The organism is Clostridium culturomicium, from assembly GCF_000821305.1.
GTDB classification, from domain to species: Bacteria; Bacillota; Clostridia; order Clostridiales; family Clostridiaceae; genus Clostridium_J; species Clostridium_J culturomicium.
The window spans coordinates 95,211-109,330 of record NZ_CCXK01000016.1; the positions used below are offsets into that span (position 1 = coordinate 95,211).

The 14,120-nt window shown below is 31.7% G+C and carries 10 protein-coding genes and 1 pseudogene; 3 read left to right on the forward strand and 8 right to left on the reverse strand.

All coding sequences use genetic code 11. The features are described from left to right. Positions 1-54 precede the first annotated feature (54 nt). The 4 genes from clpX to BN1075_RS09915 all read right to left on the reverse strand — a co-directional run bounded on the left by clpX (position 55) and on the right by BN1075_RS09915 (position 4,437). On the reverse strand, positions 55-1,347 hold the full coding sequence (gene clpX / locus BN1075_RS09900) for an ATP-dependent Clp protease ATP-binding subunit ClpX (RefSeq protein ID WP_040193000.1): 1,293 nt from the start codon (positions 1,345-1,347) through the stop codon (positions 55-57). Positions 1,348-1,365: 18 nt separating this feature from the next. Then, positions 1,366-1,953 carry an ATP-dependent Clp endopeptidase proteolytic subunit ClpP gene (clpP, locus tag BN1075_RS09905; protein ID WP_040193001.1) on the reverse strand — a complete coding sequence of 196 codons (588 nt, stop codon included), beginning with the start codon at positions 1,951-1,953 and terminating at the stop codon, positions 1,366-1,368. 118 nt (positions 1,954-2,071) lie between these two features. Beyond that, a complete protein-coding gene (gene tig / locus BN1075_RS09910) occupies positions 2,072-3,361 on the reverse strand; it encodes a trigger factor (protein WP_040193002.1) in 1,290 nt (429 codons plus the stop codon). Between the two features lie 287 nt (positions 3,362-3,648). Further along, positions 3,649-4,437 (reverse strand): hypothetical protein, encoded by a 789-nt coding sequence (locus BN1075_RS09915; protein ID WP_040193003.1) that lies wholly within the window; start codon positions 4,435-4,437, stop codon positions 3,649-3,651. 413 nt (positions 4,438-4,850) lie between these two features. On the opposite strand from BN1075_RS09915, the gene pflB reads away from it, so the two are divergent. The 3 genes from pflB to BN1075_RS09930 all read left to right on the forward strand — a co-directional run bounded on the left by pflB (position 4,851) and on the right by BN1075_RS09930 (position 9,529). Continuing rightward, a complete protein-coding gene (pflB, locus tag BN1075_RS09920; RefSeq protein WP_040193004.1) occupies positions 4,851-7,082 on the forward strand; it encodes a formate C-acetyltransferase in 2,232 nt (743 codons plus the stop codon). A gap of 319 nt (positions 7,083-7,401) precedes the next feature. Further along, entirely contained in the window at positions 7,402-8,148 is a 747-nt protein-coding gene (gene pflA, locus BN1075_RS09925) for a pyruvate formate-lyase-activating protein (protein ID WP_040193005.1), read from the forward strand. Positions 8,149-8,443: 295 nt separating this feature from the next. Continuing rightward, positions 8,444-9,529 (forward strand): AI-2E family transporter, encoded by a 1,086-nt coding sequence (locus tag BN1075_RS09930; RefSeq protein ID WP_235777780.1) that lies wholly within the window; start codon positions 8,444-8,446, stop codon positions 9,527-9,529. Positions 9,530-9,646: 117 nt separating this feature from the next. On the opposite strand, the pseudogene BN1075_RS22140 reads toward BN1075_RS09930, so the two are convergent. From BN1075_RS22140 to BN1075_RS20775, 4 genes and pseudogenes are all read right to left on the reverse strand, one after another. Further along, positions 9,647-10,786 (reverse strand): annotated as a pseudogene (locus BN1075_RS22140) (ATP-binding protein). After that, positions 10,743-11,324: an ABC transporter permease gene (locus BN1075_RS20770; protein ID WP_268871541.1), complete on the reverse strand. Its 582-nt coding sequence runs from the start codon at positions 11,322-11,324 to the stop codon at positions 10,743-10,745. Before BN1075_RS20770 ends, BN1075_RS22140 begins: the two are co-directional and overlap by 44 nt. A 65-nt stretch (positions 11,325-11,389) precedes the next feature. Further along, entirely contained in the window at positions 11,390-12,766 is a 1,377-nt protein-coding gene (locus BN1075_RS09945; RefSeq protein ID WP_148315491.1) for an efflux RND transporter periplasmic adaptor subunit, read from the reverse strand. Positions 12,767-12,998: 232 nt separating this feature from the next. After that, entirely contained in the window at positions 12,999-14,024 is a 1,026-nt protein-coding gene (locus BN1075_RS20775; protein ID WP_052406501.1) for a MerR family transcriptional regulator, read from the reverse strand. Between the last annotated feature and the right edge of the window lie 96 nt (positions 14,025-14,120).

Genomic DNA, 14,120 nt, shown 5'->3' on the forward strand with positions numbered 1-14,120 from the left:
ATAAGAAAAAAACTGCTGTATTAAACAGCAGTTTCTTAATTTCAAAATTCACTTTTAAGCAAGTTCAGGAGTTCTTTTTGCTCCCTTTTTACCTTCAATTTTTAAAGGTTCTCTCTTGCCACTTGCAGCCATTACATATTCAGGCTCTTTAGTTGTAAGAGTATTCTCGTGTATTATTACCTTTTCAATTTCTTCACGAGAAGGAACTTCATACATTATATCTTGCATAACGTCTTCGATAATAGCTCTAAGACCTCTGGCTCCTGTCTTTCTTGTTATAGCTTCCTTAGCTATGGCAATAAGCGATTGCTCATCAAATTCCAGCTTAACATCATCAATTTCCAATAACTTTTGATATTGTTTTACTAAGGCATTCTTTGGCTCACTTAAAATCTTAACTAAAGCCGATTCATCTAAGTTATCTAAAGTAACTATAACTGGAATTCTTCCAACAAACTCTGGAATTAATCCAAACTTAAGTAAGTCTTGTGGCATAATCTGCTTAAATACTTCACCTAAGTCTTTACTTTCCTTAGACATTACATCAGCACCAAACCCCATAGCTGATTTTTGTGTTCTTCTTTCAATAATTTTCTCTAAACCATCAAAAGCTCCACCACAAATAAATAATATATTTGAAGTGTTTATTTGAATAAACTCTTGATGTGGATGTTTTCTACCACCTTGTGGCGGTACAGATGACACTGTTCCTTCAAGAATCTTTAATAAAGCCTGCTGAACACCTTCACCTGATACATCACGAGTTATTGATGGATTTTCAGATTTACGTGCAATCTTATCAATCTCATCTATATATATAATTCCTCTTTCTGCTCTTTCTACATCGTAGTCAGCATTTTGGATTAATTTCAATAGAATATTTTCTACATCTTCTCCAACATAACCAGCTTCAGTAAGTGTAGTTGCATCTGCAATAGCAAATGGTACATTAAGCATTTTTGCTAGTGTTTGAGCTAATAAAGTTTTACCTGAACCAGTAGGTCCTAACAGTAGTATATTACTTTTTTGTAACTCAATATCATTTTCAACAACAGCTGAATTAATTCTTTTGTAGTGATTATAAACAGCAACAGCCAAAGCTTTTTTTGCATCTTCCTGACCTACTACATATTGGTCAAGGTATTTTCTTATTTCTCTAGGTTTAGGTAATGTACCCATGTCAATTTGAACATCTTCTTCTCTTTCATCTACAATAATTTCAGAGCAAAGTTCAATACATTCGTCACATATATAAACACCAGGTCCTGCAATAAGTCTTCTAACCTGCTCTTCACTTTTACCACAAAATGAACATTTAAACTTTTTCTTTTCATCATTTCTTGGCATGTCAACACCCCTTTAAAGCTATTTCTTTTTATTAATTACCTCGTCAACTAATCCATATTCCTTAGCTTCTTCTGCGGACATAAAGTAATCTCTTTCCACATCAAATTTTATCTTATCTAGAGGTTGCCCTGTTCTTTCACTTAAAATTTGATTAAGTGTTTCCTTAGTTTTTAATATTCTTCTTGCGTGAATATCAATATCAGTAGCCTGACCTTTAAATCCTCCAAGTGGTTGGTGAATCATTATTTCAGAATTTGGTAATGCAAATCTCTTACCCTTTTGTCCTGCTGCAAGTAAAAATGCGCCCATAGAAGCCGCCATTCCTATACATATAGTAGAAACTTCAGGCTTAATGTAATTCATCGTATCGTAAATAGCCATTCCTGAAGTTATTGAGCCACCTGGACTATTTATATATAAATATATATCTTTATCAGGATCTTCAGCTTCTAAGAATAAAAGCTGTGCTACAACTAAACTTGCAGTTGCATCATTTACTTCGTCTGATAACATTATAATTCTATCCTTTAAAAGTCTAGAAAATATATCATAGGATCTTTCACCTTTACCTGTTTGCTCTACAACCATTGGTATATAACTGCTCATCAATAAACCCTCCTCCATGTAATCTTTCAGAATATCTTATATTATATCCTTACTAAAAACATTTTAACCTATTTATTTTAAAATAATTGCCAGTCAAGACTGGCAATTACTTAAAAGCTTATATAGATTTAGCGTTTTCCATTATTAGGTTCTTTATTTTTTCATTAACTATTTGAGTTGCTAAGTAGCCTCTTTGTACTTGTAATAAACGGTTAACTGTTTCTTCAACTTTATCAGCTTCGCCATATTTAGAAGCAAGCTCAGTAGCTCTTTCTTTTATTTCTTCTTCTGAAGCTTCAACACCTTCAGCTTTAGCTATAGCATCTATAACTAATTCATTTTTAACATTTTTAGCTGCGATTTCTCTCATTTGATTTCTGAAATCAGCTTCTGTTGTATTTGTGAACTTGAAGTAGCTTGCAAGATCTAATCCTTGATATCTTAATCTGTTTTCTAAATCTTGAATCATTGAATCTAATTCTCTGTTAACCATAGCATCTGGAATTTCAACATTTGCATTAGCAACTACTGTTTCCATTACTGCTATTTCATAATCATTTTGAGATTTAGCTTCATTAGCTTTAGTTAGCTCTTCTTTAATGCTATTTCTTAATTCTTCTAAAGTTTCGAATTCTGATACTTCGCTAGCGAACTCATCAGTTATTTCTGGTAATTCTTTAGCTTTTACAGCATTTACAGTAACTTCGAATTTAGCTGGCTTACCATTTAATTCTTCTTTACCATATTGCTCTGGGAAAGTAACATTAACGTCTTTAGATTCTCCAGCTTTAAGTCCAACTAATTGATCTTCAAAAGTATCGATGAAGCTTCCTGAACCTATTTCTAACTCATAGTTTGTAGCTTCTCCGCCTTCGAATGCAACTCCATCTACAAATCCTTTGAAGTCGATAACAGCTATATCACCGTTTTCGATTGCGCCTTCTTTAACTTCTACTCTAGTGTTTTGAGCTTGCATTGCTTTTAATCTTTCTTCAACATCTTCTGCAGTAACTTCAGCTAACTCTTTTTTAGCCTCTATTCCTTTATATGCACCTAACTCAACCTCTGGTACAGTTGCAACTGTAGCAGTGTAGATAAATTCTTTACCTTCTTCAATTTGAACTATATCGATAGCTGGGTAATCAACTGGGTTGATGTTGTTTTCAACTAACGCTTTTGGGTATGTTGTATCGCATATGTAGTTTATTGCATCCTCATATAAAGCAGAATCTCCATAATATTTTTTTATTATGTTCATTGGAGCTTTACCTTTTCTGAATCCAGGAACATTGAATTTCTTAGCGTTTTTAGCATAAGATTTCTTTACTGCTTCTGCAAATTTATCTGCTCCTACTGTTATTTCTAATTTAACAACGTTTTTCTCTAGTTTCTCCATTTTAACGTTCATTGTTCTTCCTCCTAATATTACCATTTCTATACTTTTAAAATTATAACATAAATTTTGTAAAGTAAATAGTGTATTTATTACTAATATTCCTATTTATCCCAGCACTAAAATACTAGATGATAAATCTGTATATTACCTTATAAATTATACAATAACATACTAACTATTTACAACACTTTTTAAATTTATATACTTTTTAACAAAAACACTGCGACATATTCACTAGTACAGTTGATTTTCATTCACTACTAAGCAAATTACTTCATTAGTTTACTTCATTAAATTATTTAATTTGAAACTATTTTTCCTTGGGAATTAACTTCAATTATTCTTCCGTCAACATCAATAGAAACCCTCTCATTTTTTGTTTCACCAAAAGTAAAAGAATTTCCTTTTATATTGTAATATCCATTATGAGTGTTGTCATCAAGATTAACTATCCAAAGATATCTAGTTCCACCTTCATTAATCCAAGGCAGCTGACTGCTATATGCGACATGCGAATCATCTATAAATGCTGCCCCCTCAACCCACTTATAATCTGGAGTATACTGAAGTACTGACTCCTTAGTATAAACATCATTGGTTGTGGATGTGTATTGCTGGTTAGTTATGTTCTTTACTTGCTGTGAAGAATCTACTATATAAATGTCCTGTGTGCTTCCATCTATTATTAATCCCTTTTCTAATGAAGGTGAAATAATTCCTTCAACGGCTTCCGGACATTGAATATTAGAAATAACCTTTTTATTATTGTCATCTTTGATCTCAACTAATACAGTTTTGCCTGAGGTTAATTTTGCTTCAAAGGTAACGTTTAAGTTTTCTTCATTTTCGTGAACATCATTTTCAATAGCTGTCGATTGATCAATTTCTTCCTTTTCGGCTTTATCTATTATATTCCCCTTGCTGTTCTTAGCAACGAAATTCTTAACAATACTTTTACCCTTATCAAATGAAATTACAGTCCCACCTATTACTAATATTACACCAACTGCTAATACAATACGTCTTATCTTTCTTTGTTTTAACTCTTTTCTGTAATTTTTACTAAACATGCTTGGTTTTCTACTCACAGCTTATACCTCCATAGTTTATATTATACCTTTGCTATAGTATGTAATAACCTGATTTTATAAATTTTTAAATTTATACTTAAAATCACATAGTCCTAGCAATATTATAACTCAACTTACTTCAAATTAACATTTTTTCTTGAAATTTATTAGAATATTAATGATTCGCTTTTTAAATATTCTTAATTTTACAACTTGATATTTATTTTTAAAAAAGTGTTGTGTTCTATCTGTTATAGTAGTACAATTATAACAGATAGAAAGTTCAGATATCCCAATTTGCAACGTTTCTTATCATTGCATGTTACAAATATATAACAGTTTTGTAAGACTGTTATAAAAAGTTTAAGTTTTTAAAAATTTGTTAATTCAATGATAACATCTTATATTTAGTTATTAAGGAGGATTTTTGTATGTTTACTCAATGGAACGGATTTAAAGGTAAAACATGGAAGAATGAAATCAACGTAAGAGACTTCATTCAAAACAACTATACTGCATATGAAGGTGATGCTTCATTCCTTGCAGGAGCTACAGAAGCTACTACAAAATTATGGGAAGAAGTTAGCGAGTTATTTAAGAAAGAAAGAGCAAATGGCGGAGTATTAGATGTTGATACAGAAACTATTTCTGCTATAGACGCATACAACCCTGGATACATAGATAAAGCATTAGAAAAAATCGTAGGAGTTCAAACTGACGCACCTCTAAAAAGAGCTGTTATAGCTCAAGGTGGTATCAGAATGGCTGAAAATGCTGCTAAAGCATATGGATATGAAGTTTCAGCTAAAACTTCTGAAATTTTTACAAAATATAGAAAAACTCACAACCAAGGAGTTTTCGATGTTTACACTGAGGAAATGAGATTGGCTAGAAAATCTGGTATAGTTACTGGTCTTCCTGATGCATATGGAAGAGGAAGAATTATAGGTGACTACAGAAGAGTTGCACTTTATGGTGTTGACAGATTAATCGAAGATAAATTAGCTCAAAAGAAGAGCTTAGAAGTTTCTACTATAGATGAAGATGTTATTAGATTAAGAGAAGAGATTTCTGATCAAATCGTTGCTCTTAAAGAATTAAAGACAATGGCTGCAAGCTATGGCCTTGATATATCTGCTCCAGCTGCAAATGCTCAAGAAGCAGTTCAATGGTTATACTTCGGATTCTTAGCAGCTATAAAGCAACAAAACGGAGCTGCAATGTCTCTTGGAAGAACTTCAACATTCCTTGATATATACATTCAAAGAGATTTAGAAAACGGGACTATAACAGAAGAAGAAGCTCAAGAAATAATGGACCACTTCGTAATGAAGTTAAGATTAGTTAAGTTCCTAAGAACTCCTGAGTATGATCAATTATTCTCTGGAGATCCAACTTGGGTTACTGAGTCAATCGGTGGAATGGGATTAAATGGACAAACATTAGTTACTAAGAACTCATTCAGAGTACTTAACACTCTTTACACATTAGGACCATCACCTGAGCCAAACTTAACAGTTCTTTGGTCAACTAGATTACCTGAAGGCTTCAAAAACTTCTGCTCTAAGGTTTCTATAGATACAAGTTCAGTACAATACGAGAACGATGATTTAATGGCACCATACTGGGGAGATGATTATGCAATAGCTTGCTGTGTATCTGCTATGAGAGTTGGTAAGCAAATGCAATTCTTCGGAGCAAGAGTTAACCTTGCTAAAACTTTACTTTACACTATAAACGGTGGAAGAGATGAAAAATCTGGTGTTCAGGTTGCTCCAAAAATGGAAGGAATAACTTCTGAATACTTAAACTATGATGAAGTAATGGAGAAGTTTGATGTTATGACTGATTGGTTAGCTAACCTTTACGTTAATACCCTAAACTGTATCCACTACATGCACGATAAATACTCTTATGAAAGCTTACAAATGGCTTTACATGACAGAGATGTATTTAGAACAATGGCTTGTGGTATAGCAGGACTTTCAGTATGCGCAGACTCTTTATCAGCTATAAAATATGCTAAAGTTAAACCAATAAGAAACGAAGAAGGAATCGCTGTTGACTTCGAAGTTGAAGGTGACTTCCCTAAATTCGGAAACGACGATGATAGAGTTGATGATATAGCTAAATTCTTAGTTGAAAACATGATGGATAAAATCAGACGTAACAAAACTTATAGAAATGCATACCACACTCAATCAGTTCTAACTATAACATCTAACGTAGTTTACGGTAAGAAAACAGGTACAACTCCATGTGGAAGAAAAGCTGGAGAGCCTTTCGCACCAGGAGCTAACCCAATGCACGGAAGAGATTCAAGCGGATCATTAGCATCATTAAACTCTGTTGCTAAACTTCCATACGAGCATTCTCAAGACGGTATTTCTAATACATTCTCAATCATACCAGATGCATTAGGAAAAACTCCTGAAGATAGAATCACTAACTTAAGTGCTATGATGGATGGATACTTCGGACAAAACGCTCACCACTTAAACGTAAATGTTTTTGATAGAGCAACTCTATTAGATGCTATGGATCATCCAGAACAGTATCCACAATTAACAATCAGAGTTTCTGGATATGCTGTTAACTTCATTAAGTTAACAAGAGAGCAGCAGCTTGACGTTATAAACAGAACATTCCACGCATCAATGTAAGTAAGCCTTGAAACCTTTGATTGGGCTAAGGCATACTTAAGTTCTATGAGCACTCCTTCGAAGAAATGTGAGCAGGAGTTTCATAAATCTGCCTTTTAAATTTAAATATATATTTTCTTTAAGAGAAATACTCCTTAGTGGGTATTTCTCTTAATTATAAATAAGCATATTTTCACCATGTAAAAGCTACCTTTCTATAAACTCAATCAAATATAATCTCTTATTATAATAGAGAATTCAAATTACTTTTAAAGAGAAATATATATTATGATATTTTTGTTTAAAGTTAATTTAAATAATAAACTAATTGGAGGCTATAATGGAAACTGGTAAAATTCACTCAATCGAAAGCATGGGTCTTGTTGACGGCCCTGGAATAAGAACTGTTATTTTCTTTCAAGGATGTAAACTAAGATGTTTATATTGTCACAATCCTGATACCTGGCATTTAAAAGATGGTAATGAAGTTACCACTGAAGATTTAATAAAAAAGATACTACGCTTCAGACCTTACTTCGAACGTTCTGGTGGTGGTGTTACCTTCTCTGGTGGTGACCCCTTAATGCAACCAGCATTTCTTCTAGAACTTTTAAAGAAGTGTAAAGAACATGGTATTCATACCACAATCGATACTTCCGGCTACGGAAATCCTGACACTTATGATGAAATTCTAAAATATACAGATTTAGTTTTATTAGATATCAAGCATATTAACTCTGCTGGATACAAAGAGCTAACTGGTTGTACTTCAGAAGGTATTAATTCATTTTTAGAAGCATTAAGACGTGCAAAGACCAGAGTATGGGTAAGACACGTTGTTGTACCTGGCTATACCGACAACAAAGAAAAAATGGATGAACTAAGTAAAATAATAAATAATGAAATCCCTAATGTGGATAAAATCGAATTGCTACCTTATCACCTACTTGGTGTTAATAAATACGAAAAATTAGGCTTAGATTATGCTCTTAATAGTGTTCCTCATATGGATAAAGAGAGCTGTATGGAATTACAAAAGTATTTAATATCTAAAACTTCATTAAATACTGTGGATAAAAATATATAACTCAACTTTCATTACATTTTTTTCCACATTATCCCCAACTTTATCCACAATTTGGAATTTTTTTAGAGTTTCAAGCATATACTTTAGATTCCTGACTTTTATGAAATCTATAAACCAACTTATTATATAGACTAATTATATGCAATAAAAACGAGCTATTAATAAAACAGCTCGTTTTTATTGCATACTCATATTTAATAACTTTTTAATATACTATTAATAACCATTAATCCCCCTTTTAACTTAAATTTACTATGTTATAATACACCTATAACCTCACTGAAAGGAGGATATTATGAAAAATAATCCTAATGCAAAAATAATTCAATCTCTTCTAATTATAAATTTAGTTCTTATTGCAGTATTCCTATTTTCAAAACTGAATTTTGTAATAGAACCTTTATTAACTATACTTAACGCCATGTTTTTACCATTAGTTTTAGCTGTTTTCCTATACTACTTAGTAAGACCTTTGAAGCGTTTTTTTCAAAATCAAAATTTTTCAAGTGGAATTTCAACAGCCATATCAATGCTTTTAGTAATCCTCTTAATTGTTTCTATTACATTTTACGCTTCTTCAATAATAAGAACTCAGGGACAAGGATTGATTTCTGCAATAGTTGACTCTTTAGATAATCTGACTCAAAAATATGCATATATATTTCCTCAACTTGGAGAAATGTTTAATATTCCTGATTTAGTTCAGAGTATAATTGAATATCTTTCGAATTCTTTTGTATCCATATCAAAGAATATTTTTGGTGTTGCAAGTTCCATCAGCAACTTCGTAGCTCAATTAATTTTAATTCCTATTATAATGTTCTACATATTAAAGGATGATAAAAAACTTTTTGGAACATTTACTTCTCTTCTACCTAGCAAAGCTAAATCAACAACGCTAAAAATACTACATGAAATTGATACAGTATTAAAACAATATATTACATCCCAAATAATGGTTGCCTCTGTAATCGGAGTCTTAATGTTTATAGGCTATGTAATAATAGGCATGCCAAATGCACTAGTACTTGCAATGTTCTCTCTTATTACAGCATTCATCCCCTTCCTTGGCGTAATATTAGGTATTCTTCCTGCAATATTAATTGCTTTAGGAATGGGCTTACCTATGCTCGTAAAGGTTATTGTTTTAACCATTGTTGTTCAGCAATTAGAGGGTAATGTAATAACACCGAATATAACAGGAAACCAGTTAAATATGCATCCTCTAACAACAATTTTAGTTGTTACTACCAGCGTTTATTTTGGAGGATTTTTTGCAGCCTTTTTAGCTGTTCCTATATACAATATACTTAAAATAATAGTAAAAAATATTCATGAGCACTTTATGCTTAGAAGTAAAATAGACCTTGAAACAAAATAAATAATAAAAGTATCAAAACTATAAATTGTAGCTTTGATACTTTTATTAATTTATTCATCAGTTTACTATTTTTAAATTTTACTTTTAACCTTACTACTAATAAGTTAAATTTTACTTTTAATAAATACAATATTCTCTATCTAAAGCTTTAAATATAACTTCAAAACATGTACCCTTAGGTATATTATTTTTAACCCTTATTACTCCTCCATGCTTATCTATAATATTTCTAGCAATAGCAAGTCCAAGTCTACTCCCTGCAATCTCTCTATTTCTTGACTCCTCCACTCTAAATAAAGGATGAAAAATACTTTATTTCATTTCATCTGGAATTCCCATTCCTGTATCTGAAATCTTTAAAATAACCTGTTCCTTCTTCTTCAATATTTCAATTTCAACTCTTTCATTTTTATTACTGTATTTTATAGCATTTTCAACTAAGTTATACACAGCCTGCTGTAATAAACCATCATTTCCATTTATAGCAGTATCATCTCCAACTAATGATATAGCAATTTTATTCTTTATTTCCAAATCTTCTAATTCATAAATTACCTCTTCTACAACCTCTCTAAGATTAACACTCTCAGACATATCAACAATCTGCTCATTTGTAAAATCAAGTAAATCCTTAACTATTTCAACTAATCTTGATGTACTATCTTCAATTATAGCTAAAAACTCTTCATACTCTTTCATAGAACGATCTTTCATTTTAAAAACATCTATTTTCGTCTGCATAACACTCAATGGAGTACGAAGTTCATGAGCTGCATTTGCAGAAAAAATTTTTTGAAGTATATATGAATCATGAAGCTTTGAAGTCATAGTATTAAATGTCTTTGTAAGCTGATCTACTTCATCTCCTGTATTTTGAACCTGAAGATTAACTTTTAAATTATTAACATTAATTTTATTCATCTCTTCATTCAACTTTTCAAGAGGCTTTAATGTTTTGCTTGAATAATAGTAAGTCATATAGGAACCACCAACTATCAATACAATTATTGCTACAGAAACAAGTAATAATTTCATTGTACGAGCTGACTTTGTTGCTGCATCAATTCTACTACCAGCATCTTCAACAACATATACATCAGCATTGTCCAGATAGTAGTCAAGGGTACTTTTTATCTCTCGCATTGTACGCTTTACTTCATCTAAGCTCTTTGCATTTCCAACCATTTGTGGAATCCCTATATCGTCCATCATATTATTCTGCTCTAAGCTTGTATATGGAACATATGGCACCATCATGATTCATTCCTTGAAGTCCATCTTCATTACGCTCTAGAATACCGATTATTTCATATCTTGCATCACCAATTTTAATCTTCCTACCTAAAGCATCATCCCCACTGGAAAAGTACTTTTCTACAATATCATTACCTACAACAGCCACATTAGTGCCATCCTCTAAGTCCTCAATGGAAAAATCCGACCCTAATGAAAATTTCAAGTTTGAAACCTCAGCATATCCTTCTGTAACTGCTATAATAGGTAAGTATTCTTTTGTTTTGCCAATTCCAACTTCTTTAGTTGATTCAACCCTTAAATATATATTACTTAAAGCTGTGCTTTCTTCTTTAACTTGCTCCAAATTTTCTTCTGTAAGCTTTTCAAGCTTTGTAAAATCAAAATCCACCCCCATTGCACCATAGTTTAGATTCACGTAGATTGTATCTGCAGATAATCCTGAAAATTGAGTAGCTGCCTCTTTTTCAGCTCCTTGACCTATGGCTATAACAAGAACGATTGTCATAGTACCAAAAATAATTCCGAGGGATGTTAAAATAACCTTGAATTTGTTTTACAGCATATTTATCCATACCATACGAAATAGTTCAATACTCCTCATTGTTATCCCTCACTTACCACAACATCTCCAGCTTCAAGACCACTTAATACTTCGCTCACACGTCCATCTGAAAAGCCTGTAGTTATTTCTCGCTCCTCTATTTTGCCATCAGCATTTTTCACTTTTACCATCTGCTTGTTATCCTTCAAAGTAATCGCTTTATTAGAAAGTGTTAAAACCTCCTTCTTTTCTTTTGATATAATAGTTGCCGACGCTCCCATACCCTCTAATAATTCTGCTTCATTTTCATCAACTAAAACAGTAACTTCAACTTGTTTATTTTCATTTTGCACATAAGAACGGGATTCTACCTTTCCAGTAAAGGTATCCTCTTGATATGCATCTACATAAAAGCTTACTTGCTGTCCCTCTGAAACCTCAATAACACCAACTGGATCTATAAATAAAGTTAGATTCTGCTTTGACATATCTCCTATCTCTACCACTGGTTTAGCTGCATCAATTGTCTCTCCTAAAGCATATGGCGTACTTAAAACTACCCCATCAATCTTTGCTTCAATTTTGGGAGAAGCTATTAATTCATTAATTTCTTCTAGCTCTTTATTTATCTTATCGAAACTGCTTTGTGCACTTTCTAAAGCTCCTTGAAGACTTTTGGACTGAGCTTCATTTTGTCTTTTCAGTAGGTTTACATCTTCATTTTCTCTCTCTATCTCTCTGTTTCTATCTGAATTCAACGTTGATAGAGATGAATTCCCTGTAGCAAGCTCTTCATTTGCACTATTCAGCTCTCCTTCTTTTACAGTCAGCTCATTTTTTATTTCAGCTATCCTTGCAGAATTAGCTTCATTTGCTGATTCAGCCTCTAACTTCTTCTTCTCATCTTGTAGAGCCGTTATCTGACCTTGTATTGATGATATCCTTTTATTGATTGAGTATATTCTAGTGTTTATCTCACTTAATTTACTGTTATATGCAGCCTCACCATCTTTTTTAATATCATTAACTTTTTTATTACCCTCTGATTCAAAAAATTCTTTATCACTCTTTGCTTTACTTAAAGCATTTTGAGCTTCCTTAAATCTATCATTTATTTCAGACTTCTTCTTCTCTAAGTCTTCCATGGATAACTCAGCTAAAACATCTCCCCTTTTCACTGAATCCCCAACTTTGACATTATACTTTCCAAGAATAGCTCCATCCTTGAAAGTATGTGCTTCTCTTTTCAATTTAACTACGCCTTTAGCATCAATTCCAACTACTATATCTCCCATAGTTGCAACATATTCTCTTTCCCTCAAAACTTCATTTTCACCAGAAGCGTCTTTTTTCATAAAAGAGAACCATGACACTGCTATCACTGTTACAACTGCTATAGTTATCAAAAAAAGTCTCTTTTTCTCTCCAACTTTAATCATAAGCCAATCCACTCTCCTCCAAAAACAAAAATGTTGTTGGTAAAATTCTCATGATTTCACCAACAACATCATCATATAATATAATATATAAAATTCATGTAAAGAAATTCTTTATTCTAACATTAAATTTTGTTTTAATACTGTGGAGTATAAAATTATTTTTTAACAAATTAGTTTCTTCTCAAGTTAAAAGGTATAAGTAACTCATACGTTTTTATAACCTTTATTATTTTTAAGAAAGTAGATCTTTTAATTTATTCAACTCTAATTGTGTGAAAATGCTTCCTTCAAAAGAATATATGCACATAAGATGTGAATAATTTAATCCCCCATGACTTTCCTCTTCTCCTAAGCATTTTATAAGTTCTTTCAAGATTATTGGCTCATATTTCAGTCTTTCAAGTACACATTTACAAATTATCTCCATATTATCACTATACTTTGAATATCTTGGATTGTACTCCTTAAAAAGCTTATTTGCCTCACTATCAAAGAAATCTATTGTCGGTCTAAGTACAGGTTCATAAATCAATGTCCAATATCTTCTAAGATTCTCATCTTCAACTATTTGAGCACAATTGTTAAATAATTTATCAGCATATCTATTCAAATCAGCTTTTTCTGCCATTTCAATTTCTCTACCTACTTTAAACATATGAACAGAAGCATTATATATTTGTTCTGGATTCAAACTATATATAATCTTTTTTAAGTAAATCAATTTATTCTCTAATTGAAAACTCAGCTCGTTTGATATTTTTTCCCACAAGAAATTATGATATTCACTTGCTTCAATGTCTGTAAACGCTGCCCATATTAATATAGCTATCATCCTAGAATCAATGCTAGGGAAATATTGATCTAACATACTGTTATTTTTATCTTGAGCCTTATGCAAAGGCTCTAAAGAAAAATCAAGATTTCCCGGTGTAGCATTATTAGGAAGTTTGTCTATAAAATAATACGCCGTTTGTAATTGCTCTATCTGCTCTGACAATGCCTTCTTCAAGTTATTTATCTGTCTATGCATAAAAAAATTTGTAAGACTTGGATATACAAACAACTCTTTAATATCTTGAATTGACATTCCAATCTTTCTTAAATTATTTATAATCTGCAGCTTATTTAAATCCTCTTCTGAAAAATCATAGTAGCCATTTTCATCATTTTTATCTGGATTAATCAAGCCTTCTTTTATATAAAAATAAACTGCCTTCTTACTCAGATTCGTAACTTCTAATATCTTTTGTATTCTCATGCTTTCCCCCTAAAGTTAACAAAAAAACAATTTAGTTTCTATAATTAATACTTTAACTATTTAAAACTCTATAAATAGTATACCCTAAGGGAACAG

What these genes read in the sequence shown, in the direction of transcription:
- clpX (WP_040193000.1), bottom strand. Translation starts at nt 1,347, where the DNA reads ATGCCAAGAAATGATGAAAAGAAAAAGTTTAAATGTTCATTTTGTGGT.
- clpP (WP_040193001.1), bottom strand. Translation starts at nt 1,953, where the DNA reads ATGAGCAGTTATATACCAATGGTTGTAGAGCAAACAGGTAAAGGTGAA.
- tig (WP_040193002.1), bottom strand. Translation starts at nt 3,361, where the DNA reads ATGAACGTTAAAATGGAGAAACTAGAGAAAAACGTTGTTAAATTAGAA.
- pflB (WP_040193004.1), top strand. Translation starts at nt 4,851, where the DNA reads ATGTTTACTCAATGGAACGGATTTAAAGGTAAAACATGGAAGAATGAA.
- pflA (WP_040193005.1), top strand. Translation starts at nt 7,402, where the DNA reads ATGGAAACTGGTAAAATTCACTCAATCGAAAGCATGGGTCTTGTTGAC.
- BN1075_RS09930 (WP_235777780.1), top strand. Translation starts at nt 8,444, where the DNA reads ATGAAAAATAATCCTAATGCAAAAATAATTCAATCTCTTCTAATTATA.
- BN1075_RS09945 (WP_148315491.1), bottom strand. Translation starts at nt 12,766, where the DNA reads ATGATTAAAGTTGGAGAGAAAAAGAGACTTTTTTTGATAACTATAGCA.
- BN1075_RS20775 (WP_052406501.1), bottom strand. Translation starts at nt 14,024, where the DNA reads ATGAGAATACAAAAGATATTAGAAGTTACGAATCTGAGTAAGAAGGCA.